Below are 24,317 nucleotides of genomic sequence, written 5' to 3'. Positions count from 1 at the left end.
TCCCAATTGTAGTTAAAAGATGCATTGGGATTTTTATTTTACAATCTTGCATCTGCAAACTTGCGGTCGATAAATGATTTGGTATCAAAAATGATTGCGCCCGCTTGTTTGTATTTCTGGTAATCGATGCTCAAAAACTCATTATGGGCAACGGCAATGATGATTGCTTTATATTCCTGGTTTGCCAGGTCTGGGCTTAATGTAATGTTATATTCCTGCGCTACTTCATCTGCATTTGCCCATGGATCATAAACATCTACTTCCATACCAAATTGCTGCAACTCTGTATAAATATCGATAACCCTGGTGTTCCTGATGTCCGGACAGTTTTCTTTAAATGCGAAACCCAGAATGAGGGCTTTTTCTCCTTTTACAGCAGATCCTTTGGCAATCATCATTTTAACCACCTTACTGGCCACAAAAATACCCATGTTTTCGTTCACCCTTCTGCCCGACAGGATGACCTGAGGGGTGTAACCAAGCGCATTGGATTTATGTGCCAGGTAATAGGGATCGACCCCTATGCAGTGCCCGCCTACCAGCCCAGGCTTATATTTCAGGAAATTCCATTTGGTTCCTGCAGCTGCAATCACGTCTGCAGTATCAATGTCCAGCTTGTCGAATATAAGTGCCAGTTCGTTCACAAAGGAGATATTTACATCCCGCTGGGCATTTTCTATGGCTTTTGAGGCCTCAGCAACTTTTATGCTTGGGGCTTTGTGGGTACCTGCGGTAATGATGCTGGCGTATAGTCCGTCAATCCAGTCGGCCACTTCGGGAGTGGATCCTGAAGTAACCTTGATGATTTTGGTAAGCGTGTTTACTTTGTCGCCAGGGTTGATCCTTTCAGGGGAATAGCCGCAATAAAAATCGCTATTGTATCTTAAACCGGAGTGTTTTTCCAGGATGGGTACGCAATCCTCTTCTGTACAGCCCGGGTAAACGGTAGATTCATAAATGACCACATCTCCTTTTGATAATTGCTTAGCGAGCATTTTTGAGGCACTAAGTAGGGGTTTTAAGTCGGGCGCCTTAAACTGATCAATCGGTGTAGGGACAGTTACGATGTAAACATTACAGTCTTTTAATAAGGATTGATTAGAGGATAGGATAAGGCCTTTACCAAGTACGTTTTGTAGTGCATTCAGGTCTGCCTCTTTGGTGCGGTCTATGTTTGCAGTAAGGTCTTTTATTCTTTCTTCATCAATATCAAAGCCCAGTACTTGGTACTGTTTGGCAAATTCAATGGCCAGGGGTAGGCCTACATAGCCTAATCCGATAATTGCAATATGTGGCTTATTTGCTGCTGACATGCAGGCAAACATACGTAATTATTTAATGTTGGAATTAATAGGGTAAAGACTTTCAAGGTTTTTTGTTTTTCAACCTCACTTCTTCATAAAGTTCAATTACCCTTCTTTGAAGATCAATTACTTCTTCCTCTTTTTTAGCCAGTTTGATTTTAAGCATGTTCACATGCATGGAATGCTTGGATTGCGGGTTTTCTCCATCGGTAGCCATTAAGTCCATAATAGATGCTTCCAGCAGGACAGCAATTTGCCCCAGCCTTTTCAAATTGATATCCGTAATACCATTCTCAATTTTAGAAAAAGCAGGAATGGATATATTTAACTGTTCGGCAACCTCCCTTTGGCTCCATCCTTTTTTTTGTCGGAAACGTTTGATGTTTTTACTTATTGTGTTCATTGCTTTCTTTTAAGGATGTTGGAATATCCGTTAAAGAACAATTTTCAGGCCTAAATTTTAATTATTGTGCCGATCTGGAATAAATACTTAATATTATGGCATAATAAATGATAGGTTATCAAATTCATTGGTTAATTGTATTTATCGATTATTATTTTACATTTGACTTGGATAATAAATAATGCCCGGGGGGGAAATAAATGAAGAAAAATCTACTAACTGTCCTATTAATTCTACTATTGGGGAATGCCACATTTGCACAGATGAATGGCGACTATAACTACAGCATTGCGGTAAATGGCTACAGCCTGATGCAGATGCCGAAAATCCTGAACCAGAAAAACTCCGAGAAGTTTTCAGATTTTTCGTTTCGGGGTGGGATGATCAAGTTTAACGACAACCAGATCAGCTACAGGTTGGGTGGAAGTTATCTGAAAAGTGATGTGAAACTTATAAATAACTGTGTGGGTTGTCAGGAAGCTAATGGTAAAATGACGGATTATGCTTTTAAGCTTGGTTTTGAGAAGAATATTAATTTTTCAAGGATCCAGCCATATTTTGGGTTTGATATTGGTTTCAGGTACAATAAGTTTGATGGAACACTAGTAAGTACGAATGATGCGTTTGACTCAAGAGATGTGGGGTCTTCAACTTTGGGCCCTAATGGGGTAGAAACCAGCAAAACTGGTTTTACTGCGGCTCCGGTTATTGGTATCAAAATTAACCCGGTTTCGATGATCTCTCTCTTTGCAGAAAGCAACCTGGAAATGTTCTACTCTTATGAACGACAAGAGATGGTTGCTGCTGATGCTAACAATACAAGAACCTTTAATAAGTACAATAAAACGGAATGGTTGTTAAATCCGGTTACGGTAGGTATTCAAGTCCATTTGGGGAGCATTAAATAGTTTAGAATCACTGTGTCACAATTTAATCACAATTCATTTTATTTGATATATTTGCAAGCGATATATATCAACTAACATCTACCCTATGAAAGTTACATATAAAAATATAAAATTACGTCTCTTACTCATGCAAAAATTTACTGTGCTCAATCTGATTTGCGCTGCTGCTCATTAAATTATATACCATTATCCTCTCTCTACACTAAATATGAACTTTAAAAGAACGATAACTGCAATTCTCTTTATATTTTCCTTTCTGGTCTGTCAGCAGGCTTTTTCTCAGTCCAATTATGCCAATGTTAAGGTAGATGAATTGTCTGATGCCCAGATCCTGCAGATGATCAAAAGGGCAGAATCTATCGGTTATAGCGAGGCCCAGCTGGAGCAAATGGCTGCTGCCCAAGGAATGAAACCAGAGGAAGCCCAGAAATTGAAGTTAAGGGTTGAAAAAGTACGCAAACAAGGATCGGCAGCTACACAGGTCGATACCAAGGTGGTGAGCACTGGTCGGGAAAACAGTGAAACTACTGATGGTGGGGCTGTTGACAATGAAAAAAAGGTTAAAGACGAAGAGATTGGTCCTAAAATATTCGGTGCAGAGCTGTTCAGGAATGGGAGTATAACTTTTGAACCGAATCTGCGCATTGCTACACCCAAAGGTTATGTGATTGGACCGGATGATAAACTGTTGATTGACTTGACAGGTGACAATGAGGCCAGCTATAACTTGCAGGTTAGTCCTGAAGGGGTAATTAATTTACAATATGTTGGTCGGATTGCAGTTGGTGGATTGACCATTGATCAGGCAACATCCAAGATTCGTACTGCAATGGGTAAAACTTACCCTTCTTTACGCTCTGGGCGTACCAATCTGGCCATCAATTTAGGTAACATCAGAAGTATTAAAATTATCATGACCGGCCAGGTTACCAAGCCTGGTACCTATACTTTGTCATCTTTGGCAACAGTTTACAATGCTTTATACGCTTCAGGGGGTCCATCCCAGAATGGCTCCTTCCGTAAAATACAACTGATCCGCAACAACAAGGTAGTTTCTACTATTGACGTATATGATTTCTTATTACGTGGAATTCAGCAGGACAATATCCGTTTGCAGGATCAGGATGTGATCAATATTCCTGTTTACGACAAGCGGGTGGAGATCTTAGGCGAAGTAAAAACCGGGGCCTTATTTGAAGTGGTTACAGGAGAAACTTTGCAGGACCTGATTGGATTTGCGGGTGGTTTTACTACACAGGCTTATACTGCTAAGATCAAATCTTTCCAGAATACAGACAAGGAACGTCGTATAATAGATATTGCGGCCGCTGATTTCGGAACTTATACACCGAAAAACGGGGATAAATATGTTGTTGAGGCGATTTTGGATAGGTTCCAGAATAGAGTGGAGATTCTCGGAGCTGTTTTTCGCCCTGGATTGTATGAGTTGGGCAGTGGACTTACTTTAAAAGGTTTGATCACTAAAGCTGACGGATTGACTGAAGATGCTTTTTTAAACAGGGGTTATATCAACCGTTTAAATGCAGACAATACGCAAAGCCTCATCTCTTTTGATGTGGCTAAGGTATTAGCCGGTACACAAGAAGATGTTGCTTTGCAGAGGGAAGATAAAGTAACTATTTCTTCTTTATTTGATTTACGTGATGAATATAAAGTAACTATTCAGGGCGAGGTGCGGGCCGGTGGTACCTTTGATTATGCCGATAACATGACATTGGAAGATGTGATCCAGATGGCAGGTGGCTTTAAAGAAAATGCGACACCAAGAAGGATTGAGATTTCCAGGAGGATAAAAAATAGTGATGCCAAATCTGTCTCGGCTAAAACAGCACAAGTATTTACTGTTGGAGTTGATCAGAATTTGAAGGTATTGGATAAGAAATTTGTTTTAAAGCCATTTGATGTGATTTCTGTACGGAGTTCTGAGGGGTATCAGGTACAGAAGCAGGTTAAATTGGAAGGTGAGGTATTATACCCAGGCTTGTACACCATTACCCAGAAGAACGAGCGGATCTCTGACCTGATTAAAAGAGCAGGCGGATTAACACCCACTGCGTATACTGAAGGGGCTTCTTTAAAGAGACCGGGAGCTGAAAAGGTGAATCCGGGAGATAAAAATGCGATTGATAATAAGGAGGAAGATGATAAAAAGTTTTTGAATTTAAAACGCGCGCAGGAAGCCGGTGTTAAGGATACAATTAAGGCAGAAGTGGAACAGAAGTTAATTCAATCAGATTTAGTTGGTATAGATCTGGAAAAGATTTTGAGAAAACCGCAATCCAGGTACGATTTAATTGTTGAAGATGGTGATGTCATCAGGGTGCCAAGACAATTGCAGACTGTAAAAGTTACAGGTGAAGTTTTAAATCCAAATAGTATAGTCTATTTGCCGGGAAAAAGTTTTCAGCAATATGTAAATGGGGCTGGAGGATTTACCTCAAGCGCTTTGAAAAAAGGTGCATATATTAAGTATGCAAATGGCTCTGTTGAAGCAGGAAGTAAGTTTTTGTTCTTTAATAATTATCCGAAGGTAAAACCTGGAGCAGAAATATTAGTACCTAAGAAGGCAGAAAGAGAAAGAATGACAGCTCAAGGATGGATAGGGCTGGGAACAGCAGTTGCTTCGTTGGGGGCGATTATAGTTTCATTGCTAAGATAGTTTTAGACGCATTTGCATTAAAATGAATTCACAAAAAAATATCAGTCAATTGAATAATTCTTCAGAAGACGTTTCATTAAAGGAGTTAATCTTGAAATTCAGAGAATGGTGGAAATATCTCCTGAGTAAATGGCTGGTGATTTCTGTGTTTGGTATTATTGGTGGATTACTAGGACTTGGTTATGCTTATACCAAAAAGCCGTTATATAAAGCTACGACTACTTTTGTCCTAGAAGAAGATAAAAGCGGAGGTGGATTAAATGCACTTTCTGGATTGGCATCTGTTGCGGGACTTGATTTTGTCAGTGGAGGAGGTATATTTCAAGGCGACAACATTTTAGAATTATATAAATCTAGATCCATAATAGAAAAGACATTATTAACTGAAGTCGCACACAATGGTACAAAGGAGTTGCTAATAAATTGTTATATCGATTTTAATAATTTAAGAGCGGTTTGGTCGAAAAATGTTAAGTTGGAAAATATTCAATTTACCCATAATTTGAATTCAAATTCAAGCTTACGGTTTACTCGCTTACAGGACAGTATTATCGGGACGATTGTTAATGATATCAGAAAAAATTATTTAAATGTAATGAAACCTGATAAAACTTTGAGTATTATTCAAGCAGATATTAAGGCTTCTAATGAGTTCTTTGCTAAAGAATTTAATACTCAACTTGTAAAGAATGTTAATGAATTTTATATACAAACTAAAACAAAAAAATCATTAAATAATATAATCATTTTGCAACAAAAGGTAGATTCAGTTCAGGCTGTTCTTAATGGAGCAATATATACAAGTGCCAAAGTAACAGATGCTACCCCAAATTTAAATCCTACTCGTCAAATACAAAGAACTTTACCGATACAAAAGTCTCAAGTAACAGCAGAAGTTAATAAGGCAGTTTTGACAGAATTAATAAGAAACTTAGAATTATCAAAAATTTCACTTCAAAAAGAAACACCTTTAATACAGGTTATAGATGAACCCATTTTCCCGTTAGATAAAACTGGTATGGGTAAATTAAAAGGATTAATTTTGGGAGGAGCCTTATTTGGTTTTTTAAGTGTGATTTTTATTATGATAAAAAAAATAATTATAGAGATTGTATCGTAACAGTCTAAAAACAATATCAAATATGTTAGATCTAAATAATAAGAGTATACTAATAACGGGAGGGACCGGATCTTTGGGGAAAGCTTTGACGAAAGAAATTCTCACGAATTATTCCAATGTTAGAAGAATAGTCATTTTTTCACGTGATGAGCAGAAGCAATTTCAAATGGCTCAAGAGTATCCGGAGAATTTATATCCTCAACTTCGGTTTTTTATTGGTGATGTCAGAGATGAGCAAAGATTAGTGAGGGCCTTTGAAGGGGTTGATTATGTAATTCATGCAGCAGCAATGAAACATGTTCCAATTGCCGAATATAATCCAGACGAATGCATTAAAACCAATGTTATCGGAGCGCAAAATGTTATTCACGCGTGTTTTCAGACTAAAGTAAAACGTGTTGTTGCACTTTCAACTGACAAGGCATGTGCCCCCATTAATCTATATGGCGCGACAAAATTGACTTCAGATAAATTATTCGTTGCTGCAAATAATATTAAGGGAGATAATCCAGTTGTTTTTTCTGTTGTCCGTTATGGAAATGTTATGGGTTCTAATGGTTCTGTAATTCCCTTTTTTATGAAGAAAAGAGATGAAGGGAAATTACCAATCACAGATGCTAATATGACTCGTTTTAATATATCGCTACAGGGCGGCGTCGATATGGTTATGCATGCCTTAGCTAATGCATGGGGCGGGGAGATTTTTATTCCGAAAATACCTTCCTACAAAATTACGGATGTAGCTACAGCGATTGGTCCTAATTGTGAACAAATTATAGTTGGTATAAGGCCCGGGGAAAAAGTTCATGAGGAAATGATTACGCCATCGGATTCATTTTATACTTATGATCTGGGTAAATATTATACAATTCTACCCGCTACTCAGGCATGGGATTTAGACGAGTTTAAGGCTAAATTTAATGCGGTGATAGTACCACAGGGATTTGCATATAATTCCGGAGATAATACGGAATGGGAAACTGTCGATTCGTTAAGATACTTGATTAGAGAACACGTAGATACTAGTTTTAAATATAATGGATAATAATCATGTCATTCCATATGGTAAGCAGCACATCACACCCGAAGATATTCAGGCTGTAGTTGATGCACTTCAATCAGATTTCCTAACACAAGGGCCTAAGATATTAGAATTTGAACAGAAATTTGCCCAGTACATAGGCTGTGAATACGCAGTTGCCGTCGCCAATGGAACAGCAGCACTACATCTTTGTACACTGGCGCTGGAAGTAAAAGAACATGATAAGGTTATTACCACTCCTATAACCTTTGCTGCTTCAGCGAATTGTGTGCGCTATGCCGGCGGAAATATTGTGTTCTCAGATATTGATCCATCTTCCTATCTTTTAGATATAGACAAAGTTAAACAGTTATTAGAATCTTCACCTAAGGGTACTTATAGAGGAATTATCCCTGTAGACTTCGCAGGTAGAGCTGTAAATTTAGAAGTATTTAAATCTTTAGCGGATGAGTATGGTCTATGGATCATCGAAGACGCTTGTCATGCACCTGGGGGATATTTTATTGATAGTACAGGAAAGAAACAAAATTGTGGAAACGGTAATTTTGCTGATTTAGCTATATTTTCATTTCACCCTGTTAAGCACATTGCGTGTGGAGAAGGCGGCATGATTACTACTAATAACGAGATTCTATACAAAAAACTACTAATGCTACGTACGCATGGAATAACGAAACAGGACGATTTATTTGTTAACACGATTGAGTTTGCTGGAGGCAGAGATAAATATCCTGGCTGGTACATGGAAATGCAGACACTTGGATTCAACTATCGTTTAACAGATTTTCAAGCGGCGCTAGGATCAAGTCAATTAGACAGAGCGGATCAGGGTTTAATGATGAGAAGAAAAATTGCTGAAATTTATAATGAAGCATTTAAAGCTAAACCCTTTGTAAAGGGCCAATCTGGAATGGTTTCCGGTCATGCTTACCATTTATATATTTTGGAAGTTGAGAATAGATTGGGTCTATATAATTATTTAAAAGAGAATAAAGTTTATGCTCAAATTCACTATATACCGTGCCATTTAATGCCTTATTATCGGGATTCTGGCTGGGAAGAGGGAGACATGCCATTAGCGGAAAACTATTACAAATTTTGTTTAAGTCTGCCTATGTACCCAACTTTGGAGAGAAAAGAACAAGACTTTGTCATAGATTTAATTAACAAATTTTATACGATATAATAATATGATAAACATTAATTACTGCTCAAAATGCTTATTTCCTGAAACTAAACCCGATTTATCATTTAATGATGAGGGTGTTTGTAGCGCATGTAGTGCCGCAAATGATAAATTTTCAAATATAGATTGGGAAAAACGTAAAAATGACTTTAATGAAATTATTAACCACTATCGTTTGCCCGAAGGATCTATTGGTTATGATTGCATAGTTCCTGTCAGCGGAGGTAAGGATAGTACTTACCAGGCTTATTTTATGAAGTATGTTTGTAAATTAAATCCGTTATGTGTTTGTTTTGAAACTACATATGCTACAGAGGTAGGAAGAAAAAATTTAGATAACCTATCAAAAATGGGCATGGACGTGATTCATTTTAAGAAAAACGGCGAAGTCTATAAAAAAATGGTAATAGAGGGATTCAAAAGGGTTGGAGATGAAATGTGGCCTAACCACATTGGAATTTTTACAATTCCGGTATTAATGGCCTTAAAATTCGGTATAAAGTTAATTATTTGGGGAGAGAATTCGCAGCAGGAATACGGTGGGCCAAATCTTGAATCTATCCAAAGTAATGTTCTTGACAGAAAATGGCTTGAAGAATTTGGTGGATTATTGGGGAATAGAATTCAAGACATGGTGGGAGTTGAAGGCATAACAAAAAAAGACTTGACGCCTTATTTTTATCCTGAGGATGAGGAGATAGAAAGGGCAGGAATTGTTGGCCTTTTTCTAGGGTCATATTTCTTTTGGGATGCAAGGAAACAACTAGAGATTGTTAAAGAGTATGGATTTTCTGTAAAGGAGGATGGGCCGGTTGAGGGCACATATACAAATTATGAAAATATTGATGAGCGACTTGTTGGATTACATGATTACTTAAAATTTGTAAAATATGGTTTCGGGCGAGCTACTGATCATGTTTGCATTGATATCAGAAATAAAAGATTAACAAGGGAAGAGGGTAAAGAATTAGTCTCGAAATACGACGGGAAATATCCGCACATTGCAATAAATGATTTTGTTAAATACTCAGGTATGCATAAAGAAGAAGTAGATAAAATTATTGATTCTTTCACCAATCCGTTTCTTTTTGAAAAAAATGAGAACGGTAGTTTCGCAAGAGATGAAAATTACAATTTGGTCAGGAAATTTTTAATACATTAATGAATGATTAGCATTGTTGACTACGGTTTAGGGAATTTAGCTTCTGTTAAGAAAGCGCTTGATTTTTTGAGTATAAAAAGCGTGATAACATCTTCAGCTGACGTTATTATGGAGTCAGAAGCTATTATATTGCCAGGTGTGGGCTCATTTTATCAGGGAATGTACAATCTAAATGCCTCTGGCCTTAATGATGTGCTTGCAGATCAGGTACTAAACAAAAAGAAAAAATTCTTAGGTATATGCTTAGGAATGCAATTGATTTTTGAGGCAAGTGAAGAAGCAGACGGAACCGTAGGTTTGGGATGGGTTCCTGGTATTGTGAAAAAAATAGATTCTTCAGTATTGAAGATACCGCACATGGGGTGGAATTCAACTACACAACAGAACAACATTTCAACAATAAAAGATGCTGATTATTATTTTATTCACAGTTACCATTGTGTGCCCAAAGATAATAACATTATAACATCGACAGTTAATTATGGAAAAGATTTGGTTTCAAGTGTTCAGCATAACAACATATATGCAATGCAGTTTCACCCGGAGAAAAGTCAATCCGCAGGTTTAGCATTATTAAAAGATATTCTTACATAAAGATGCTTAAATTTAGAATCATACCAATCTTGACTTTCAATGGATTTGCTTTAGTTAAAACAAAGAAATTTGCTAACCCACGGATGGTTGGCAACCCAATACAAACTGCCAGAATATATAATAGCAGAGGGGTAGATGAATTAGTTTTTGTTGATATTACAGCAACAAAGCAGAATCGGGTTCCCAATTTTGAGTTAATTGCACAAGTTATTAAAGAATGTTTTATGCCTGTATGTGTCGGCGGGGGCATTAGTTCTATTGAAGATATTAATAAATTACTTAAGGCTGGAGCGGATAAAGTATTAATTAAATCAAAAGCGTTAGCTGATTTAGATTTTGTTAAAGAGGCCGTATCTTACTTTGGCAGTCAATGTATTTCAATAGCTATTGATGCAGTTAAAGTTGAAGATAAGTATTTGATTCATCACAACGGTGTAACAGAAATTGACGTTGAATCATTTGTTAATTTGATGAATCATTGCGACGTTGGAGAATTTGTTGTTAATGCTGTTAATAATGATGGGATGATGAATGGTTACGACATTGAGCTTTTAACATTTATAGGAGCTTTAACGAATAAACCAATTATTGCAGTAGGAGGGGCTGGAGTTCCAGATCATTTTAATGAATTAGCAGCAAAAAGTAAAGTCGATTCATTTGGGGCATCCAGTATTTATCATTTCACGCAATATACACCAAATGATATAAAAATTAATTTAAGTAGTCAGGGTTATCCTATAAGAATTTCAAAACCATGAAAAATATTGCAATTATCCCGGCTCGTGGCGGAAGTAAGAGAATTCTACGTAAAAATATCAAAGATTTTTATGGTAAACCAATATTATCATATTCTATTGAAGCGGCAAAGAAATCTGAATTATTTGAAGATGTTATAGTTTCTACCGATGATGAAGAAATAGCAGAAATAGCAATCAAATATGGAGCAAGTGTTCCTTTTTTAAGAAGTTCTAAAAACGCTGATGATTTTGCGACTACAGCTTCCGTTCTTGAGGAAGTTCTAATTACCTTGTCAGGACTATCGCGAGAATATGACAATGCTTGCTGTATATATTCAACGGCGCCACTCATTAGTATTGAAAAATTAAAATTAGGATATACATGCTTGTTAGAACAGCAGAGACATACCGTTTTTCCAGTACTAAAATTTAATAATTCAATTTGGAGAGGGTTTGAATACGGTGAAAATGGTGTGACTTCAATGATTTGGCCAGAGTATGAAAATACCAGGTCTCAGGATATGAAAGATGTTTACCACGATGCGGGTCAATGGTATTGGGTTAATTGTATTCGTTTTAGAAACGAAGTGAGATTTTTCACTAAAAATACTAGTTCAATTCTTTTGGAAGAATTCGAAGCACAAGATATTGATAACGCTGAAGATTGGTTTTTAGCAGAAAAAAAATTTGAATATAAAAATAAATTAAAAAAAATCACATGAAAAAATTTCAAACCGAACAAGAGGAGTTCTGGGCAGGAGCATTTGGCAGAGAGTATATTGGCAGAAATAACAGCAAAGAATTGTTGGCTTCAAACTTAAATTTTTTTACTAAGGCTCTACATTCAGCAAATAAATTCGAAACATGCATAGAGTTTGGTGCAAACGTCGGAATGAATTTGAGAGCTCTCGGATTACTCTACCCAAGTTTAAAATTTAATGCCATTGAAATTAATCAAGAGGCCTGTACTGAATTAGCAACGTTTATTGGTGAAGAGAATTGCTTTAATGGCTCAATATTTGATTTTAATTCACCTGTTAAATTTGACTTAGCTATCATTAAGGGAGTTATGATTCATTTAAATCCGGACATGTTAAATAATGTTTATGATAAACTATATGAAGTTAGCAACAAATATATTCTAATAGCGGAATACTATAATCCTTCTCCAGTGTCTATTAATTACAGAGGACATGAAGATAGATTATTTAAACGTGATTTTGCAGGAGAAATGTTGATGAAATTCCCTGATTTGGAGTTAATAGACTATGGCTTTGCTTACAAAGGTGATATGAAGTTTCCTCAGGATGATATTACATGGTTTTTATTAGCTAAAAAGTAGGGGTTTACCTTTGATATGGAAGTAAGGAATTATCGGTGCTTAAAGGTTAATCGTTTTATTTTGGGAGACTATGAACTAGTCCCTATTCGTGATGGTGATAAATTTCACATCATGAAATGGCGAAATGAGCAGATTGATATTTTAAGGCAATTAGAAGTACTTACTAAAAAGGTGCAACAGGAATACTTTAGTAAAGTCATTGATCCTTTATTTAACCAAAGCGAACCTAAGCAAATACTGTTTAGTTTTCTTCATAAAGGTGTTCTTTGTGGGTATGGTGGCCTTGTTCACATTAATTGGATTGATAAAAATGCAGAAATATCTTTCCTTATGCAAACGGACTTACAACGAAATTTTTTTGCCCTTTATTGGGAGAAATATCTCTATATTTTATTTAAAGTAGCTTTTGAGGAATTAGGTCTTAATAAAATTTATACTTATGCTTTTGATTTGAGACCAAAGTTGTACGAAATACTAGTCAACTTAGGCTTCGTCGAAGAAGCTAGATTAAAGGAACATTGTCGTTTTAATAATCAATACATTGATGTACTCATTCATTCAAAATTTAATGTAAATGCTAAGTTATAGAATGCCTACCACACAAGATGTGCTACTATTTTTTAATTGGGCAAATGATGAGGAAGTAAGATCTCAATCTTTTTCTTCTCAAAAAATCAACTATGAAGATCATGCAAAATGGTTTAGCGCTAGACTTGAAGATGAATGTTGCTTATTACTCATCTTTCAAAAAGAAGAGCGTATAGATATAGGTCAAATTCGAATTGAGAAAGTAAATGCAGGTGAGTCTATAATTGGGATTTCTATATCATCAGAATTCAGAGGTTTTGGATATGCAACGGAGATGCTTAAACAAGCTTCAGAGTTATTTTTGAAAAAAAATCCCGCCTTTAAAATAAATGCATATATAAAAAAAAGCAATTTACCTTCCAAATATGCATTTGAAAATGCTGGGTTCGAATTTATGGAGATGTTGAATTATGAAAACTTTGAGAGTTTTCATTATGTAAAGAAAAGAGATGAAAATAGAGAAATTTAATATTGATAAGCAATCAAAAGTATTTATCATTGCTGAACTTTCTGCCAATCATAATGGCAGTATTCAAACTGCCCTAGATACTATTAAAGCAGCCAAGCGCGCAGGAGCGGACTGTATCAAACTGCAGACATACACCGCAGATACAATAACTATTGATTCTAAAAAGGATGACTTTAGGGTAAAACAGGATACGATTTGGGATGGCAAATATTTGTATGATTTGTATCATGAAGCCTATACACCTTGGGAATGGCATAATGAATTGTTCGAAGCCGCTAAATCGGAAGGTTTAATTTGTATATCCTCACCTTTTGATTTTACTGCGGTTGATTTATTGGAAGAACTAAATACACCAGCTTATAAGATAGCATCTTTTGAAATTACCGACATACCTTTAATAGAGTATGTCGCTTCAAAAGGAAAACCGATTATCATTTCTACAGGTATTGCGGAGACAGAAGATATTGAATTGGCTTTGGATGCTTGCAAACGAATGGGGAATAATGACATAGCATTGTTGAAGTGTACATCTAGTTACCCTGCTCCAATTGAAGAAGCCAATTTAATCATGATTAAAGACTTAGCAGAACGGTACGGTGTCATACCGGGTTTATCTGATCATACCATGGGGAGTACGGCCCCTGTTGTTGCAACTGTAATGGGAGCAAAAATTATAGAAAAGCATTTTATCCTTGATCGAGGAATAGGTGGGCCAGATGCTTCTTTTTCTATGAATGAGTTTGAATTTACTGAAATGGTAAAAATGATAAGGGATGCAGAGTCGTCAATTGGTAAAATAGATTATACTTTAACATCAAAACAAAAGAAAGGAAAGGAGTTTTCAAGATCATTATATGTAGTTGAGGATATGAAGATTGGGGACGTGATAACCGAAAAAAATATCCGTTCTATTAGACCAGGTTTTGGCTTACATCCTAAATACTACGCTGAGATACTTGGTAAAACAGTTAAAGTTGATCTAGAAAGGGGAGTAGCCTTTAAATTGAGTTATTTATAATGAAAAAAGACTGTTCTGTTTTAGAAGAAACAAAATTTATTCATGAGTCTTTTTTCGAAATGGAGGAGGAATTCAGATTGTTTGACCTAAAATCAAAGGAAGGCTTACCGTTTTGGGATAGTATAAGAAGTCAGGTGTTTTTAGAACTGGAATATTCAATTCAGCATGTTCTTACAAATACAATAAAGATGGAAAGTAAAAAACAGAACAGTAGAATCTGGGTTGTTTTTAAATATCTTATTTATTTTATTCGTTTTATTTTTTTAAAATGCGATACTTTGTTTTTTGCGATTTCCCGGTTTAAGGATGAAAAAGGAGTGAACTATGATCCATATGTTAGGCAGACGATTCAAAAATTATCACCTTATACAGTCGTTTATGAAACAAATGTTTTAGATAGTACTTATGATTACAGGAATATGGTTTTTGATATCCTTCCGATATGTCATAAATTAAAATTACAAAATTTCTTTTTACTCAAAAAAAATAACACCAAGAACAACATATGCTTAATTTCTGAAGCTGTTTTAAAGAAATTTGGAGTGACTTTAGATAACAAAAAATACATTAACATGTATAATAATTTTCTTTTTGATTTTTATTATTTTAAGTTTTTGATAAAGTTAAAAAAAATAAAAAAAGTTTTTGTTGTACAAAATGGAATGACAAAGGGGCTATTTTTTGCTGCAAGATCATTAAATATTCCTAGTTTTGAATTTCAACATGGGGACATAGTTAATTCTACAGTGGTATATAATTATGGAAATACTTCTGAGAAGATTAAAAGAGCAATTGTTTACCCTAAATTTTTATTGATATTTTCAGATTTATGGGTACAAAATAAAAATATACCCTCACAATGTAAAGAAATCGGATGCGATTTCTTGCATATTGGAAAAGTTGGTTTAAGTTATAATAAGGCAATTACAGTTATCACTACATTTTATCATAATGAAAACCTTAAAGAAATTACTACTCAGTTAGCAGTTGAAAATCCCAGAACGAAAATTTATTTTAAGCTACATCCAGAACAATTTTTGGAGTATGAAGAGAATCGGGCTTATTTTTCTCATTTGCCCAATATAGAAGTTATAGCTTATCAGAAAAATGTAAGAGATCTGATTCAACTTTCGGATGAATTTATTGCCATTTATTCTACTGCGATTTTTGAAGCCCTTCAGGCGGGTAAAATTGTATTTATTTATAAAAGGCAGAATTACACAAGCTTTTTAGATCATTTGGGTATTTCCAACTCCTACTTATTTGATAATTTTAACGAATTGAATAACCTTCAAAAAGAAGCATATAATTTGTACTCAGATCAAGAGTTGCCGCAATTCTTTAAGAAATTTGATGGGAATAAATTTGATGAAGCTATCGCCTAGTTTTATGCGTATTAAAATCAAAGAGGCAATTGGTAGTGAGTTTGGTAGAGTTTTACTGGGATTCGCATCAAGTCAATTAATTGGCAATTTATTGAAAATGATTGCGGGATTTATTATTGTGAAACTTGTTAGCCCTGATATTTACGGGCGTTTTACAGGACATGGGATTTTCTTAGGTTATTTAAGTTTAGTCCATTTCGGAGTTTTAAATGGCTTAAATAGGGAACTTCCCGTTGAACAAGGTCGTGGGAATTCCACAAAAGTTAAAGATTTAGCATCAGTTAGCTTGTGGCTGTGTAATGTTATATCTATTCCCGCCAGTATTGTATTATTTGTATTGAGTATTTACGGTTTTTATAAAGCCGATTTAAATGCATCAATGCTAAACTTCACATACGCATTTGCTGCTTTTTTTATTATGTATAACAAATTTTATCTGCCAATATTATATAGATCAAATAGAGACTTTTCTAAATTAACCAAGATAACTCTCTATTCATCAACAATTAATATAGTTTCTGTTATATTGGTTTTTGTAAGTGCTGATATTAAAGGATTATGTTTAAGATTGATATTAATTAACATTGTGGAGTTTTTACTATTGTATTATTTCTCACCTTTAAAGGTTAAGGCAAAATGGTCTTATATTGATTTCATTCAATTAATTAAAACTGGTTTTCCAATTTTTATCGTAGGCAACATTGTACCCCTTTGGGATACTATTAAAAACACAATCATTTTTAGTTTAGGGGGAGCTGTTCAATTTGGTTTTTTTGCACTAGCTAATGTTATAAATAACGCGGTAGGAATAATTCCAGACTCTTTCAGTCATGTAATGTATCCTAAAATGGCCATTGCCTATGGAGAAGGAAAGTCAAAACTTTTCGTTTTAAAAATGAACTATAAGCCAATGATTTTATTATTAACGATAAGTGTTATTTTCTCTATTGTAGGTTTTGCTTTATTACCCACGATAGTAAAAATGTTTTTACCAAAATATATACCTGGAATTGATGTTGCTTTATGGGCATTGTTCGTTCCTTTAGTAACCTCATTCTCATTGATAAATAACTATTTCAACATTTATCAATTACAAAGATTATATCTTATGGGTATTCTAGCTGGCGTTGGTGCGGGAGGATTGTATATCTTTACTGTAAATTATATTTATGGTTTTAACTTAGAGATGTTTATTCAATCACTAATATTCGGTATGGTTGTCCAGAATATCATTTGTTGGATTTTCATATTTAAGGATTTGAAAAAAGAAGTTAAATAAACTTTTGTGATGGATGTAGTACTGTAATATTAAAGTAAACTAGAGTAATTAAATTAAGAGAAAAAGTCACCAGCATTGCAAGCAAACTATATATCGGAAGTATTGACTCAGTTTTTAAGCGGATATTTATTTGTTGGAATTTAATAACTTACCTTTGCAAGGTTATCTAATATTTTATGCAACGTATAATGATTAAATAAATAACAAGTCACAATTATATAAAGAAACTTTTAATGGAAAAAATACTCTCTGACCAAAGATGTATAGTTTGTAATTCAAATGAGCTGAAAATTATCTATAACACATATGATCGTCATTATGGCAATGTTAATAAACTTTTTAATGTAACAGAATGTAATAGCTGCAAATTGTTGGCTTTAAGTCCGATGATTACGAGTGATGAGTTACATAGCATGTATGATGATGATACATATTACGCTTATCAGCCATTTGAAGATGGTACCCAAAAGATAACTTTGTTACAAAGGATTGGTAGAAGTGTATTGAAGATCAAAGCTATGGATCCTGATTTTGATTGTGTTAATAAGCATATCTTAGATATTGGTTGTGGAAGTGGGCGAGAACTTTTTTTTTACAAAAAGCGAGGTGCCATGGTGACGGGAGTTGAAATTAGTAAATCCGGAACCGATTTTGGTAATAAATACGGTTTAAATATATTTAATGGGACTTTAAAAGAAGCAAATTTGGAGGGAGATAAATTCGATTATATTAGAAGTAATCATTCCTTTGAGCATATAACCAACCCGGTAGAGACAGTTGAGGAGATATATAGAATAACTAAACCTGGGGGAAGAGTATTTGTTGGTGTGCCTAACACGAGAAGCTTGCCATACAGAATTTTTGGAAAATATTGGTATTACCTAGGCGTTCCTTTTCATCCAGTAAATTATAATCCCGAAAATCTTATTAAACTATTTGAAGCAAAAGGTTTTAAAAAAGAAAAAGTAAATTACAACGGGAATTTACATGGAGTTTTGGGAAGCTTACAGATTTATCTAAATAGAAATAATAAGAAATCTAGCTCTGAAGGGCTTTTAGTTAATAACATTTTGTTGAAAGTAGTTTCACATCAAGTAGCTAAAATATTTAATTTATTAAAACTTGGAGATTGTATGGAAGTAACTTTCATCAAGTAGTTTTAAGTTGTAATTGTATGATAAAAAAAATATATAGATTTCTAAAGAATAATCCGATAACTTATTTTCATACAATCTACCGAAAACTAATTACTAATACACTGTATAGATATACATTACAGGCGCTAGGTAAGAATACAATTATTCACAAGCCGCTACTTTTTACAAATGAATGTATTAGTATTGGTAATAGCGTTTACATTTGGCCAAATGCTAGAATTGAAGGTGTTTTTAGGTATGCCGGTGTGTCATATACTCCTGAAATATTTTTAGATGACTTCTGCAGCATACAACAGAACGTACATATTACATGTGCCGATAAAATTTATATAGGTAAGTATACTGCTATTGCCGCAAATGTTTCTATTACGGATATACATCATCAATATGATGATATTAATATACCGATAGAAAATCAGCAGCTTCATGTTAAAACTGTTCATATTGATAATGATTGTAAGATTTACAATAATGTAGTAATTTTACCTGGAACGCATATTGGTAAACATTGTACTGTCGGCGCAAATAGTGTTGTTAAAGGTGTTTTTCCTGATTTTTCAATTATCGTAGGAGCACCAGCTAAAATTATTAAACGGTATAATTCTGAGATGAAGGAATGGGCTAGAACTGATAGTAAAGGGGACTTCCTAAAAAAATAATTATAAATGAAAAAAATACTAATTACTGGGGGCGCGGGTTTTATCGGCTCTAATCTTTGCTTAGCATTACTTAATAAGGGTTACGATATTGTCGTCTTAGACAATCTTTCTGAACAGATACATGGGAACGATCCGGAAAATACATCTCCACTTTATCGGAGTATAAAAGATAAGGTAAAGTTTATCAAGGCGGATATAAGAGATCGCGAGAAGCTTGAGCAGGCTATAAAAGAGGTGTCTATTATAGTTCATTATGCTGCGGAAACAGGTACTGGACAATCTATGTATCAGATTGAGCATTATAGCGAGGTAAACATAGGTGGTACAGCATTGTTGCTAGACATTCTTGCTAATCAAAGTCATGAAGTTAAGCGGTTAATTGTTGCCTCCTCCCGGTCAATCTATGGAGAAGGTAAATACCTGAGTAAAAAGTTCGGTATTGTATACCCTACACATAGAGATGATAAAGATATGTCTATTGGTGATTTTGACGTGAAATATGAAGGTGATTCAAGCTTGACAGTTTTGAGTACAGACGAAGAATCTAAAATCCATCCCTCATCGGTATATGGCATAACAAAGCAAGTTCAAGAGCAATTGGTAATGACTATTTGCCCCACTTTAAAAATTGAACCTGTTGCATTGCGATATCAAAATGTTTATGGTCCCGGACAATCATTATCAAATCCATATACGGGTATACTCTCTATATTTTCTACCAGTATAAAAAATGGTAATGGAATCAATGTTTTTGAAGACGGTAAGGAAAGTAGGGATTTCGTATTTATTACTGATGTTGTTGAAGCAACTATTTTGAGCATAGAGAAAGAAGCGGCAGCTGGTGAAATCTTTAATGTAGGCAGTGGTGAGGCAGTTGATGTAATCACGGTAGCTGAAAGTTTGATATCCGAGTATGGATCTGGGGTATCTATTAGTATTAGTGGGAACTATAGGTTAGGTGATATCCGCCATAACTTTGCTGATTTGAAAAAAATTAGTTCAAGACTAGGTTTTGTACCTCAGATTGATTTTAGAACGGGAATTAAAAAATTTACAGCTTGGGTCGCCCAACAAAACCTAAACGAAGATAAATACGAACAATCAATCAAAGAGATGCGTGAAAAAGGTTTGTTTAAATGACAGAGGATAAATTTTTATTAGATAAGACGGTTCTTTTTATAGGCCAGCAATTTTATAACTATCATGAAAAAATCATTGCCCAGTTAGAACAATTTGGTGCAAAGGTTTTTTTTTATGAGAACAAAATATTTAGAGAGGATCCAGTTTTAAATAATAATGATCTAATAAGTAAAGTTAAAAGAATTTTTAATCCAAGGTATAAACAGAAATATATAGATTTAATAATAAATGAAACTATTGATGAAAACATTGATATTTTGTTTTGTATTGGCGGGTTTTCAGTTAATTTAGATTTACTAAACGGCATCAAAAGTAGAAACCCTCACGTAAAGACAATAATTTATTTTTGGGATTCATTTGCCATTTGGCCGTTTCATAACCTGGTAAATGCCTTCGACCAGGTATTTTCATTTGAAAGGTTAGACTGCGAAAAATATAATTTACGCTATCTTCCTCTCTTTTATTCAGATGATCAACCAGGTTATATTAAGAACAATGAAAGGGATATCGACATTTTATACGTTGGGTCAGTAGGGATTATTTCTAGAAACAGGTTTGAAGTTTTAGCGAGCTTACGTAATTTTAGTGAAAAGTATGGACTAAAAGATTTGTTATATTTATTATATGTTAAGCCTAGGCATAACTTTATTGTAAATGGCATTAATGTTGTAAGAAGCCTCTTTGACCGTAAATACAGAACATTTAAGAAAGACCTGGTTAACTACCAACAGAAGTATGACTTTATTTATCATAAACCTTTAGATACAGTTGAACTTGGAAATCTTTTTATCAGATCTAAGACTGTAATTGATATTCCAGTCCAGGGGCAAACGGGATTAACAATGAGAACGATAGAAAGTTTAGCCATGGGCTGTAAGCTTATTACATCAAATTCTTCTATAAAGAAGGAAGCATTTTTTAATGATGAATGGATTCAGGTTCTGGATGAAGAAAATCTAGAAATTGATTTAGAATTTTTAGCAAACAAACCTTCTGTGGGCATAGATATAAGTCATTTGACACTTAAAAATTGGCTTAAAAGTATAATTACAAGCTAACTTATATTAATTTGGATAACGATAGCTATCAGATAGGGAGTAATTCAGTCAAGAAATCGCATATAGCGTTTTCAATCCAGAAGCTTATAAATTTTTTGTTTGTAGTGGTTGTTTTTATAGTGACCAGACAAGTTCCTTTTTCGTTTTTGTCTCCAATTATGAATATCTCTGTGATTGCAATGATCTTCCTTTCCTTGATCATCCATAAACAAGATCGATATACCACTTATCTAATTATTCTTGCACTTTTAATGCCTCTAACATTTAGTTTCGGCTATTCTATATTACTGACAGATAATTCCCTTAATCTCGCGACTAAATTTTATGTGGTTCTATTATCGGTGGGTCTTGCTTATTTTGTGCGTGTTGATAAAAGCACCTTAAAGATATTTATATGGATTTGCTTGTTACAAGTGGTTGTGATGATGGCCATATTTATATATATAAGCATTTTTTTTGATAGTAAATCCTATTTGCCGATTAGGTTTTTTTTCCAGGAAAGGGGTTGGGGGGATATTTATACATATAATGGATTTTTTTATCGCATACAAATTAAGGGTAGCGCTTTGCTTCTAATTGGTTTTATTCTGAATATTGAGCTGAAATTATTTAAACGGAAATATTTGATAGCAATATTTTTATTAATAGGTATAGTTATTGCAGGTAATTTTGCCTTTTTAATTTCTTTGAGCATATATATATTGTATAGGTTATTTAGGCTAAAGGATGTAAAATCAATAAACATATATGCCTTTAGACTTATTGTCGTCTGTCTGGTTCTTACTTTGATTTCTCCTTATGTTATTCAATATGTAAATTCTACTCTCGAATTAAAAAATGAAGGTTCTTTAGGCACAAGAAGCGATCAATTTAATGTTTTGATGAATAACTTATCGGAAAATCCATTTACGTTATTGCTTGGGCAAGGTTTAGGAAATACATTAAATGTAAAAACGACTTACCGAGATTATACTGATGACATTTATTTTGAGGTGCAAATTTTATATGTATTGAATCAACTTGGAATAATCTTTTTTATCTGTTTTATTATCTATAATATATTAATTGTTTTGAAAAAATGGAGAAAAGAAGTTCAAATCAGTTTTATATATTTTATTTACATATCGTACGCAATTACCAATCCATATATAATTGATACTAATCATGTAATTGTGATTATTATATTAAATAGTTGGTTGTATATTAATAATAATAAAACAAATGAGCAAAAAAGAAGTGGCAGCAATTGTCATACTTTACCGTCCTGACTGGAATTCCCTGAAAGAGGTAATTAGAAATATCTCTTTGCAGTGTGATGAGGTTGTAGCAATAGATAATTCTGAAGGTAATTACACGACTCGATTCATGGATGAATTTGAAACTTTGTCAAATGTAATGTATAGATCTTTAAACAGCAATTATGGAATTGCACATGCTCAGAATGTTGGTGTTGAAATTCTAAAGGAGAAAGGTTATAAATATGTTGTTTTTTTTGATCAAGATAGTACCCCCCTGCCAGGAATGCTAGAAACATTGATTAATGATTTTGAATATCTCAAATCATATAATTTTAATGTTGCAACTATCGGCCCAATGCCTATTAACAGCCAAACTGGTCAAGTTTATGAACCAAGGCTATTTAAACATAAGATCTTAAATTTGGGAGAACATTCTTTTTATAAAACTAAACAAATTATTAGTTCGGGGAGTTTGATGTTGCTCGACATATTTGATAAGATTGGAGCCTTTGATGAGATTTTGTTCATTGATGGAGTGGATCACGAATGGTGTTGGCGAGCTAAGAAATTCGGATTCGATACTTTTTTGTCGACGAGATCAAGACTGATTCACAACTTGGGAGAAGGAGATAAAAAGTTTTTTGGATTTGAAATTGCTATTACGTCAACATTTCGATTATATTATCAATATCGCAATTATATAATTTTACTTTTTAGAGGTTATGTGCCTTTTTACTGGAAATTTAATAATTTAATAAAATATTTTATAAAAATGTTTTATTATCCACTGATTCACAGGGATTTTAACTTGTTAAAACGGATTTTTAAAGGGCTAAGTGATGGATTTAGAATTGCTTCAAATAAATAAAGATGGTAGTTAATTTTTCAGTCCTTATGCCAATTTACTATAAAGAGAATCCCGCTTATTTAAAAATGTCTTTAGATAGTATTTTAGATAATCAAACAATCAGGCCGAAAGAATTAATTATAGTGAAAGATGGGGCGTTAACTCCTGGGCTAGATAATGTACTTAATGACTATTATGTTCGGTATCCAGATATAATTACATTATTGAAACTTAAAGAAAATATGGGGATGGGTTATGCAATGAATTTTGGTTTAAATAGATGCAGTTATGAATGGGTATTTAGAATGGACTCGGATGATATTGCTATCCCTACAAGGTTCGAAAAACAATTAAAAGTTATTAACTCTGGTAAATATGACGTTGTTGGCTCATCAATTGAAGAATTCAATCATTGTGCTGGAGACCTCAAGCGATTTCGAATTATGCCAGAGGGTCATGAAGAAATAATAAGATTTATGAAGGTTAGGAATCCAATTAATCATATGTCTGTTGCTTTTAAAAAAAGCGTTGCAATTAAGGCGGGCGGCTATTGGGATAAAAGATATTTTGAAGACTATAATCTTTGGTACGAAATGTTTAAAGTTAATGCTAAATTTTATAATATACAGGATGCTTTAGTCCATGCGAGAGTTGGAAATAATATGGTTGGCCGGAGAAGTGGATATGCATACTATAAATATGAACAGCAGCTTTTGAATAAATTTTTGAAAGATGGCTTTATAAGTAGCTATAAATACAGAATTATTTTGATGATTAAATTTATTTTGAGAATTCTTCCTATTCCTATGCTTAATTGGTTTTATTATTGCTTTCTTAGGGTAAAAGGATGACCATGTTACCTCATAAATTACTGATGTTGAGCATTCCCCTCATTATTAATTAAACAAAACAATATAAACAATGAAAATAGCCGTTATTGGAACAGGGTATGTAGGTCTGGTTACAGGTACCTGCTTATCTGAAACAGGAAATAATGTAAT

General features: G+C 34.1%; 25 protein-coding genes. 23 read left to right on the top strand and 2 right to left on the bottom strand.

All coding sequences use genetic code 11. The features are described from left to right. Positions 1 to 38: 38 nt before the first annotated feature. Positions 39 to 1,325: a nucleotide sugar dehydrogenase gene (locus tag HDC92_RS16330; protein WP_255484557.1), complete on the bottom strand. Its 1,287-nt coding sequence runs from the start codon at positions 1,323 to 1,325 to the stop codon at positions 39 to 41. Positions 1,326 to 1,365: 40 nt separating this feature from the next. Then, entirely contained in the window at positions 1,366 to 1,707 is a 342-nt protein-coding gene (locus tag HDC92_RS16325; protein WP_183876053.1) for a helix-turn-helix domain-containing protein, read from the bottom strand. Between the two features lie 200 nt (positions 1,708 to 1,907). Between HDC92_RS16325 and HDC92_RS16320 the strand changes: the two genes are divergently transcribed. From HDC92_RS16320 to HDC92_RS16210, 23 genes are all read left to right on the top strand, one after another. Beyond that, positions 1,908 to 2,615: a hypothetical protein gene (locus HDC92_RS16320; RefSeq protein ID WP_183876051.1), complete on the top strand. Its 708-nt coding sequence runs from the start codon at positions 1,908 to 1,910 to the stop codon at positions 2,613 to 2,615. A 208-nt stretch (positions 2,616 to 2,823) separates the two neighbouring features. Then, entirely contained in the window at positions 2,824 to 5,295 is a 2,472-nt protein-coding gene (locus HDC92_RS16315) for an SLBB domain-containing protein (protein WP_183876049.1), read from the top strand. A gap of 22 nt (positions 5,296 to 5,317) precedes the next feature. Further along, positions 5,318 to 6,415, top strand: coding sequence for a Wzz/FepE/Etk N-terminal domain-containing protein (locus tag HDC92_RS16310; protein WP_183876047.1), 1,098 nt, complete (start codon positions 5,318 to 5,320; stop codon positions 6,413 to 6,415). 22 nt (positions 6,416 to 6,437) lie between these two features. After that, a complete protein-coding gene (gene pseB / locus HDC92_RS16305; RefSeq protein ID WP_183876044.1) occupies positions 6,438 to 7,460 on the top strand; it encodes a UDP-N-acetylglucosamine 4,6-dehydratase (inverting) in 1,023 nt (340 codons plus the stop codon). Further along, the gene (gene pseC, locus HDC92_RS16300) at positions 7,453 to 8,643 is read left to right on the top strand and encodes a UDP-4-amino-4,6-dideoxy-N-acetyl-beta-L-altrosamine transaminase (protein ID WP_183876042.1); all 1,191 of its coding nucleotides are present in this window, start codon (positions 7,453 to 7,455) and stop codon (positions 8,641 to 8,643) included. The genes pseB and pseC overlap by 8 nt, the downstream gene beginning before the upstream one ends. A 4-nt stretch (positions 8,644 to 8,647) precedes the next feature. Beyond that, complete coding sequence (locus tag HDC92_RS16295) at positions 8,648 to 9,805, top strand: N-acetyl sugar amidotransferase (RefSeq protein ID WP_221270974.1); 1,158 nt, start codon at positions 8,648 to 8,650, stop codon at positions 9,803 to 9,805. A gap of 3 nt (positions 9,806 to 9,808) precedes the next feature. After that, positions 9,809 to 10,399, top strand: coding sequence for an imidazole glycerol phosphate synthase subunit HisH (gene hisH, locus HDC92_RS16290; RefSeq protein WP_183876040.1), 591 nt, complete (start codon positions 9,809 to 9,811; stop codon positions 10,397 to 10,399). A 2-nt stretch (positions 10,400 to 10,401) separates the two neighbouring features. Continuing rightward, entirely contained in the window at positions 10,402 to 11,157 is a 756-nt protein-coding gene (gene hisF, locus HDC92_RS16285) for an imidazole glycerol phosphate synthase subunit HisF (RefSeq protein WP_183876038.1), read from the top strand. Further along, positions 11,154 to 11,858 (top strand): pseudaminic acid cytidylyltransferase, encoded by a 705-nt coding sequence (gene pseF / locus HDC92_RS16280; protein ID WP_183876037.1) that lies wholly within the window; start codon positions 11,154 to 11,156, stop codon positions 11,856 to 11,858. Before hisF ends, pseF begins: the two co-directional genes overlap by 4 nt. Beyond that, positions 11,855 to 12,478, top strand: a complete 624-nt coding sequence (locus HDC92_RS16275) for a pseudaminic acid biosynthesis-associated methylase (protein WP_183876035.1) — start codon at positions 11,855 to 11,857, stop codon at positions 12,476 to 12,478. Before pseF ends, HDC92_RS16275 begins: the two co-directional genes overlap by 4 nt. 15 nt (positions 12,479 to 12,493) lie before the next feature. Beyond that, entirely contained in the window at positions 12,494 to 13,066 is a 573-nt protein-coding gene (locus HDC92_RS16270) for a GNAT family N-acetyltransferase (protein ID WP_183876033.1), read from the top strand. Next, the gene (locus HDC92_RS16265; protein WP_183876031.1) at positions 13,053 to 13,535 is read left to right on the top strand and encodes a GNAT family N-acetyltransferase; all 483 of its coding nucleotides are present in this window, start codon (positions 13,053 to 13,055) and stop codon (positions 13,533 to 13,535) included. The genes HDC92_RS16270 and HDC92_RS16265 overlap by 14 nt, the downstream gene beginning before the upstream one ends. Next, a complete protein-coding gene (gene pseI, locus HDC92_RS16260) occupies positions 13,516 to 14,553 on the top strand; it encodes a pseudaminic acid synthase (RefSeq protein ID WP_183876029.1) in 1,038 nt (345 codons plus the stop codon). Before HDC92_RS16265 ends, pseI begins: the two co-directional genes overlap by 20 nt. Further along, entirely contained in the window at positions 14,553 to 15,938 is a 1,386-nt protein-coding gene (locus tag HDC92_RS16255) for a hypothetical protein (protein ID WP_183876027.1), read from the top strand. The genes pseI and HDC92_RS16255 overlap by 1 nt, the downstream gene beginning before the upstream one ends. A gap of 4 nt (positions 15,939 to 15,942) precedes the next feature. Next, positions 15,943 to 17,217 carry an oligosaccharide flippase family protein gene (locus HDC92_RS16250; RefSeq protein ID WP_183876025.1) on the top strand — a complete coding sequence of 425 codons (1,275 nt, stop codon included), beginning with the start codon at positions 15,943 to 15,945 and terminating at the stop codon, positions 17,215 to 17,217. 233 nt (positions 17,218 to 17,450) lie between these two features. After that, positions 17,451 to 18,374, top strand: coding sequence for a class I SAM-dependent methyltransferase (locus HDC92_RS16245; RefSeq protein WP_183876023.1), 924 nt, complete (start codon positions 17,451 to 17,453; stop codon positions 18,372 to 18,374). 17 nt (positions 18,375 to 18,391) lie between these two features. Then, positions 18,392 to 19,033 (top strand): acyltransferase, encoded by a 642-nt coding sequence (locus HDC92_RS16240; protein ID WP_183876021.1) that lies wholly within the window; start codon positions 18,392 to 18,394, stop codon positions 19,031 to 19,033. 6 nt (positions 19,034 to 19,039) lie between these two features. Then, entirely contained in the window at positions 19,040 to 20,173 is a 1,134-nt protein-coding gene (locus HDC92_RS16235) for an SDR family NAD(P)-dependent oxidoreductase (protein ID WP_183876019.1), read from the top strand. Further along, complete coding sequence (locus HDC92_RS16230) at positions 20,170 to 21,231, top strand: hypothetical protein (RefSeq protein WP_183876018.1); 1,062 nt, start codon at positions 20,170 to 20,172, stop codon at positions 21,229 to 21,231. Before HDC92_RS16235 ends, HDC92_RS16230 begins: the two co-directional genes overlap by 4 nt. An 11-nt stretch (positions 21,232 to 21,242) precedes the next feature. Further along, entirely contained in the window at positions 21,243 to 22,499 is a 1,257-nt protein-coding gene (locus HDC92_RS16225; protein WP_183876016.1) for a hypothetical protein, read from the top strand. Continuing rightward, positions 22,453 to 23,337, top strand: coding sequence for a glycosyltransferase family 2 protein (locus tag HDC92_RS16220; protein WP_183876014.1), 885 nt, complete (start codon positions 22,453 to 22,455; stop codon positions 23,335 to 23,337). The genes HDC92_RS16225 and HDC92_RS16220 overlap by 47 nt, the downstream gene beginning before the upstream one ends. Before the next feature lie 2 nt (positions 23,338 to 23,339). Then, positions 23,340 to 24,167 carry a glycosyltransferase gene (locus tag HDC92_RS16215; RefSeq protein ID WP_317618097.1) on the top strand — a complete coding sequence of 276 codons (828 nt, stop codon included), beginning with the start codon at positions 23,340 to 23,342 and terminating at the stop codon, positions 24,165 to 24,167. A 70-nt stretch (positions 24,168 to 24,237) separates the two neighbouring features. Continuing rightward, the coding region (locus HDC92_RS16210) for a hypothetical protein (RefSeq protein WP_183876263.1) at positions 24,238 to 24,317 on the top strand (80 nt) is incomplete at its 3' end.

It is taken from the genome of Pedobacter sp. AK017, from assembly GCF_014200825.1.
GTDB classification, from domain to species: Bacteria; Bacteroidota; Bacteroidia; order Sphingobacteriales; family Sphingobacteriaceae; genus Pedobacter; species Pedobacter heparinus.
Note: the sequence above shows the minus strand (reverse complement) of the source record. Positions and strands in the feature narration are given on the sequence as shown.

Bases quoted from the DNA above. Each gene is read 5' to 3' on its own strand.
- HDC92_RS16330 (WP_255484557.1), bottom strand. From the start codon at position 1,325: ATGTTTGCCTGCATGTCAGCAGCAAATAAGCCACATATTGCAATTATC.
- HDC92_RS16325 (WP_183876053.1), bottom strand. From the start codon at position 1,707: ATGAACACAATAAGTAAAAACATCAAACGTTTCCGACAAAAAAAAGGA.
- HDC92_RS16320 (WP_183876051.1), top strand. From the start codon at position 1,908: ATGAAGAAAAATCTACTAACTGTCCTATTAATTCTACTATTGGGGAAT.
- HDC92_RS16315 (WP_183876049.1), top strand. From the start codon at position 2,824: ATGAACTTTAAAAGAACGATAACTGCAATTCTCTTTATATTTTCCTTT.
- HDC92_RS16310 (WP_183876047.1), top strand. From the start codon at position 5,318: ATGAATTCACAAAAAAATATCAGTCAATTGAATAATTCTTCAGAAGAC.
- pseB (WP_183876044.1), top strand. From the start codon at position 6,438: ATGTTAGATCTAAATAATAAGAGTATACTAATAACGGGAGGGACCGGA.
- pseC (WP_183876042.1), top strand. From the start codon at position 7,453: ATGGATAATAATCATGTCATTCCATATGGTAAGCAGCACATCACACCC.
- HDC92_RS16295 (WP_221270974.1), top strand. From the start codon at position 8,648: ATGATAAACATTAATTACTGCTCAAAATGCTTATTTCCTGAAACTAAA.
- hisH (WP_183876040.1), top strand. From the start codon at position 9,809: ATGATTAGCATTGTTGACTACGGTTTAGGGAATTTAGCTTCTGTTAAG.
- hisF (WP_183876038.1), top strand. From the start codon at position 10,402: ATGCTTAAATTTAGAATCATACCAATCTTGACTTTCAATGGATTTGCT.
- pseF (WP_183876037.1), top strand. From the start codon at position 11,154: ATGAAAAATATTGCAATTATCCCGGCTCGTGGCGGAAGTAAGAGAATT.
- HDC92_RS16275 (WP_183876035.1), top strand. From the start codon at position 11,855: ATGAAAAAATTTCAAACCGAACAAGAGGAGTTCTGGGCAGGAGCATTT.
- HDC92_RS16270 (WP_183876033.1), top strand. From the start codon at position 12,494: ATGGAAGTAAGGAATTATCGGTGCTTAAAGGTTAATCGTTTTATTTTG.
- HDC92_RS16265 (WP_183876031.1), top strand. From the start codon at position 13,053: ATGCTAAGTTATAGAATGCCTACCACACAAGATGTGCTACTATTTTTT.
- pseI (WP_183876029.1), top strand. From the start codon at position 13,516: ATGAAAATAGAGAAATTTAATATTGATAAGCAATCAAAAGTATTTATC.
- HDC92_RS16255 (WP_183876027.1), top strand. From the start codon at position 14,553: ATGAAAAAAGACTGTTCTGTTTTAGAAGAAACAAAATTTATTCATGAG.
- HDC92_RS16250 (WP_183876025.1), top strand. From the start codon at position 15,943: ATGCGTATTAAAATCAAAGAGGCAATTGGTAGTGAGTTTGGTAGAGTT.
- HDC92_RS16245 (WP_183876023.1), top strand. From the start codon at position 17,451: ATGGAAAAAATACTCTCTGACCAAAGATGTATAGTTTGTAATTCAAAT.
- HDC92_RS16240 (WP_183876021.1), top strand. From the start codon at position 18,392: ATGATAAAAAAAATATATAGATTTCTAAAGAATAATCCGATAACTTAT.
- HDC92_RS16235 (WP_183876019.1), top strand. From the start codon at position 19,040: ATGAAAAAAATACTAATTACTGGGGGCGCGGGTTTTATCGGCTCTAAT.
- HDC92_RS16230 (WP_183876018.1), top strand. From the start codon at position 20,170: ATGACAGAGGATAAATTTTTATTAGATAAGACGGTTCTTTTTATAGGC.
- HDC92_RS16220 (WP_183876014.1), top strand. From the start codon at position 22,453: ATGAGCAAAAAAGAAGTGGCAGCAATTGTCATACTTTACCGTCCTGAC.
- HDC92_RS16215 (WP_317618097.1), top strand. From the start codon at position 23,340: ATGGTAGTTAATTTTTCAGTCCTTATGCCAATTTACTATAAAGAGAAT.